3 protein-coding genes and 1 pseudogene are annotated in these 4,725 nt (G+C 72.7%); 2 read left to right on the top strand and 2 right to left on the bottom strand.

What is annotated here, in order from left to right; translation table 11 throughout:
• Nucleotides 1-443: pseudogene (locus AC2VNT_RS04875) on the top strand (argininosuccinate lyase); the annotation flags it as partial.
• A gap of 1 nt (nucleotide 444) precedes the next feature.
• The gene (locus tag AC2VNT_RS04870; RefSeq protein ID WP_486945778.1) at nucleotides 445-1,917 is read left to right on the top strand and encodes a tetratricopeptide repeat protein; all 1,473 of its coding nucleotides are present in this window, start codon (nucleotides 445-447) and stop codon (nucleotides 1,915-1,917) included.
• 9 nt (nucleotides 1,918-1,926) lie between these two features.
• On the opposite strand, the gene AC2VNT_RS04865 is transcribed toward AC2VNT_RS04870, so the two are convergent.
• On the bottom strand, nucleotides 1,927-3,144 hold the full coding sequence (locus AC2VNT_RS04865) for an ATP-binding protein (protein ID WP_486945777.1): 1,218 nt from the start codon (nucleotides 3,142-3,144) through the stop codon (nucleotides 1,927-1,929).
• A 24-nt stretch (nucleotides 3,145-3,168) separates the two neighbouring features.
• A partial coding sequence (locus tag AC2VNT_RS04860; RefSeq protein WP_486945776.1) for an ABC-F family ATP-binding cassette domain-containing protein occupies nucleotides 3,169-4,725 on the bottom strand: 1,557 nt, incomplete at its 5' end.

The raw sequence follows: 4,725 nt of genomic DNA, 5'->3' as shown, positions 1-4,725 counted from the left end.
GGGACCTGCAGGAGGACAAGGAGCCGGTGTTCGACTCGGCGGCTCAGCTGGAGCTGCTGCTGCCGGCGATGGCCGGGCTGGTGGGCACACTCACCTTCGATGTCGAGCGGATGGCGGCGCTGGCGCCGGCCGGCTACACGCTGGCCACCGATATCGCCGAATGGCTTGTCCGCCAGGGGGTGCCGTTCCGGAACGCCCACGAGGCCGCCGGCGCGGCGGTGCAAGTGGCCGAGCGGCGCGGGGTCGGCCTGGCCGAACTGACCGACGACGAGCTGCGCGCGATCAGCCCCGACCTCACCCCGCAGGTCCGCGACGTGCTCACCGTGGCCGGGTCGGTGGCCTCGCGCAACGCGCACGGCGGCACGGCGCCGGACGCGGTCGCCGCGCAGCTGCGGTCGGTGCGCGAGCAGGCCGACTCGCTGCGGTCGCACCTGGCGCCCTGACGTGGACATCGACGCGAACCTCGATCGGGCCCGGACCCTGGTGAACCTGGGCTGCACACCGGATGCGATCGAACTGGTGGATGCCTGCCTCGCCGCTGAGCCGGACAACCCCGACGTTCTGGTGGCGCGAGCCGAGCTGGCGTTGCTGGCCGACGATCCGGTCACCGCCCACCGGGCGGCGCTCTCGGCGGTCGACAACGACCCGGATCCGGGAGCGCGGACCGTCGAGGTGCTCGCGGTGACATCCCTGGCGGCCGGACGGCTGGACGATGCCGTCGCCGCGGCGCACCGCGCCGTCGAAACGGACCCGGACGACGCCGGTGCGCACGCGCTGCTGGCGATGTGCTTGTCGGTCGGCGCGGTCACCGCCGCGGAGCGACGCGCCGTGGTGGCCGCAATCGACCGGGTGCTGACCCTGGCCCCCGATAACGCCGGCGTGCTGCTCGAGGCGGCGCGAGCCGCCGAGCGGATCCACGACCACCGGCTGGCGGCCACCCTGGCCGCGACCGGACTTCGCGCCGACCCCGGGAATGTGGACCTGCGGACCATGCAGGCTCTCGATGAACCACTCACCGGGACGAAAGCGGCGGCACTGGTCGGCATCCTGGCCGGTGCTCCCACCGACCGACGCACCCGGCATGCGTTGGCGGAGGTGGTGTGGGCCGCGGTTGCCCGACTGGCCAGCGGGGTGTGGGTCTATGCGCTGGTGGTGCTGCTGGCGTCGGCATGGGTTCCGCCGGAGACGATGACGCACCTGGCACCGCTGGCGGGCGCCCTGTTGATTGTCGGCTGGACCGGACTGTTTCACCGGACGCGCAAGCGGCTGCCCCGCGGGTATCTGTCGAAACGGCTCTGGCGTAGCCCATCGGCGGCCACGGGTGTGCTGGTCGCGATGCTGGCGCTGGTGGTGGCGGTCTTCTCGACGCTGCTGATAACCGTCGCGTTCGATGCCGACGGGGTGCGCGCGGGCTATCTCGGGCTGATCGTCGGCTGTCTGGTCGCCGGGCTGGCGCACCTGCTGGTGACGTTGGGCTGGATCCGCCCGGGCGGCGACGTCGACCTCGCGGCCCACGTGCACGACCAGACCGGGAACTGGTTCGTCTGGCTGTTGGGGCTCGGCCTGCCGATCGGCGTTGGGTGGCTGTTCCACGGCTTCGCCGGTCGACCGGGCGCCCTCTGGGCCGCCCTGGCGCTGCTGCCGATCGTGCTGGCGGTGGTCGGCCTGGAGATCACCATCAAGGCATGGCGGCAGTCGGCCTCGCGGCGGTCGGCGCTGGTCGGCGTCGCGGCCTGGCTGGCGTTCGCGGTGGTGTCCGGGTGGCTGGTGAGTGTCTGCGCCGGCGAGACCCGGGCGGCCGACTTCCCCGACGCGCGGTCGTGCTGCCCGGAACGGCCGGCACCCCGGGTCAGGCCGCCGTCGTCGGACCTGGACCTGCCGAGCCGGTCGACGCTGCCCCGTCAACCGCCCGGGTAGCCGGTTCGGTTACCCGCGTCCGCGCCGGTTGCGCTTGAGGTAGGCGGCCAGGTCGTCGAAGGCGCCGTCCTGATTGCCGAACTCGACGACGTTGCGGGCCAATCGGAACCACGGGCCGGTGCTGGGTGTGATCGCCTGCTGTGCGTTCCGCACGTCGGCCATGGTGATGTAGCGCGGCTGCCCGGTCTCCGCGGACTCCGCCATCGCGTGCTGCGCCGCCGTCCGGCACAGGAATGCGACATCGGCACCGGAGTAGCCGGTGGTGGCGGCGACCATCGCCGGAAGGTCGATGCCGGCGATCGGCCGGCCGGCGAAGTTGGCCTGGATCAGCGCGGCCCGGGCGGCGTCGTCGGGTGGTGAGACGAACAGCATCCGATCCAGCCGGCCCGGCCGGCGCAGCGCGGTGTCGATGTCCCACGGGTGGTTGGTGGCGCCGAGCACGAACACGCCGTCGTTGCGGGCCGAGTCGAGCTCGGTGAGCAGCCGAGTCACCAACTGGCGCAGCACATTAGCTCCGCGCAGCTGGGAACGTTTCTGGCCGATCGCGTCGATCTCGTCGAAGAAGATCACCGACGGTGTGGTGGTGCGGGCGGTGGCGAACAGCTCCTGCAGCGTCTGCTCGGTAGTCCCGGTCGCCATGTCGACCACGTCGGGGACCCCGACCGGATAGAAGTTGGCCTCGAGTTCACCGGCGATGGCCGCGGCGATGAACGTCTTGCCGCAGCCGGGCGGCCCGTAGAGCAACAGACCGCCGCCGGCGCCGGTGCCGTAGGCGCGGGCCAGCTCCGGATTGCGCAGCGGCCCGATGAAGGATCGCTGGATCTGTGCTTTGACCTCGTCCATCCCGGCCACGGCAGCCAGCCGGGTCGCCGTCCGGGGTGCGACGACGTCTGCGGGCGCAGCCGCCGGCCGCTCACCCAGGTACTGCGGCGGCACGATCCCGTCTACGTCGGATTCGGCTTTGGTCCAATCGAATCCGATCGGAGCGGTGCCCTCGGCGGAGACCGGACCAGCCGGCTCGCCGACCGCGGCGCCCAGCTGTGCCACCGCCGCCCGAACGTCGGGGTTCTCCGGGGCCAACCGCAGTGTCTCGCCGGCCTGGACGAGTGCCTCGGCCGTGCGGCCCCGCTCGGTCAGCAGTCGGATCAGCCGCAGCCGCAGCTCCACGACGTCCGGATAGCCGTCGACCGCGGCGGTCAGTCTGTCGATCTCCGGGTCAGTGCTCATCAGGGCGGTAATTGTCGCACGCCGTCACTCCAGCCGCTCTGACAGCTCCAGCCAGCGGGCCTCCAGCTGCTCGACCTGCTGCTGCACCGCGCGCAGCTCCGCGGTGAGCCGGGTCAGGCCGGTGTGATCGGACTGGTCGTGCGCCGCCAGCTGGTGGTGTTTGGCGTCGATCGCCTCGGCCAGCCGCGCCAGTCGGCGGTCCACGGCGGTCAGCTCCTTCTGCGTGGCCCGCAGTTCCGCGCCGGACCGGCCCGCGGGCGGCGGCGAACCCGACGCCGGGCGCGCCGCCGATGCCGCGCCGGCCGCCGCGGCCAGTTCCAGGTACTCGTCGATCCCGCCGGGCAGGTGGCGCAGCCGTCCGTCCAGGATGGCGTACTGCTGGTCGGTGACCCGCTCCAGCAGGTAGCGGTCGTGGGAGGCGACGATCAGCGTCCCCGGCCAGGAGTCCAGCAGGTCCTCCAGGGCCGCCAGCATCTCGGTGTCCACGTCGTTGGTCGGTTCGTCGAGCAGCAGCACATTCGGCTCGGCCAGCAGGGTGAGCATCAGCTGCAGCCGTCGTCGATGGCCGCCGGAGAGCTCACCGACCCGCGCGGAGAGCTGATCGCGCCGGAAGCCGAGCTGCTCCAGCAGCTGCGCCGGGGTGACCTCCCGGCCGCCCAGCTGGTATCCGCCGGGCAGCCGGCTCAGCACCTCGGCGACCCGGTCGCCGGCGGCCTCGGTCAACGCGTCGCCCTGCTGGTCGAGCATCCCCAACCGGACCGTCTTGCCGCGCCGCACCCGGCCGCCGTCGGGGTGCACGGTGCCGGCGATCAGGCCGAGCAGGGTGGACTTGCCGGCGCCGTTGGCGCCGACGATGGCGCTTCGTTCCCCGGGGGCGAGCCGCCACTCGACACCGCGCAGCACCGGGCGACCGTCGAAAGACACCGACACGTCCAGCAGGTCGACGACGTCCTTGCCCAGCCGGGCGGTGGCCAGCGTCGCCAGCGCGACGGTGTTGCGCAGCGGCGGCACGTCGGCGATCAGTTGGTTGGCGGCGTCGATCCGGAACTTCGGTTTCGACGTGCGGGCCGGCGCCCCCCGCCGCAGCCAGGCGAGTTCCTTGCGTAACAGGTTCTGCCGCTTGGCTTCTGCCGCGGCCGCCAGGCGGTCCCGTTCGACGCGCTGCAGGATGTAGGCGGCGTAACCGCCGGAGAACGGTTCGACGATCCCGTCGTGCACCTCCCAGGTGCTGGTGGCCACCTCGTCGAGGAACCAGCGGTCGTGGGTGACCACCAGCAGCGCCCCGCCGGTCGCCGGCCAGCGTCGCCGCAGGTGCCCGGCCAGCCAGGCGATGCCCTCGACGTCGAGGTGGTTGGTGGGCTCGTCGAGGGCGATCACGTCCCAGTCGCCGATCAGCAGCGTGGCCAGCTGCACCCGGCGGCGCTGGCCACCGGAGAGGGCGGCGACCGCGGTGTCCCAGCCGATGTCGGGGACCAGGCCGTCGAGAACGTCGCGGATGCGCGGGTCGGCGGCCCACTCGTGCTCCGGCCGGTCGCCGACCAGCGTCTGCCGCAGCGTGTGACCCGGGTTCTGGGTGTCGGC

Source organism: Mycobacterium sp. TH-M15, from assembly GCF_057473705.1.
This window is presented reverse-complemented; position numbering and strand designations above follow the sequence as displayed.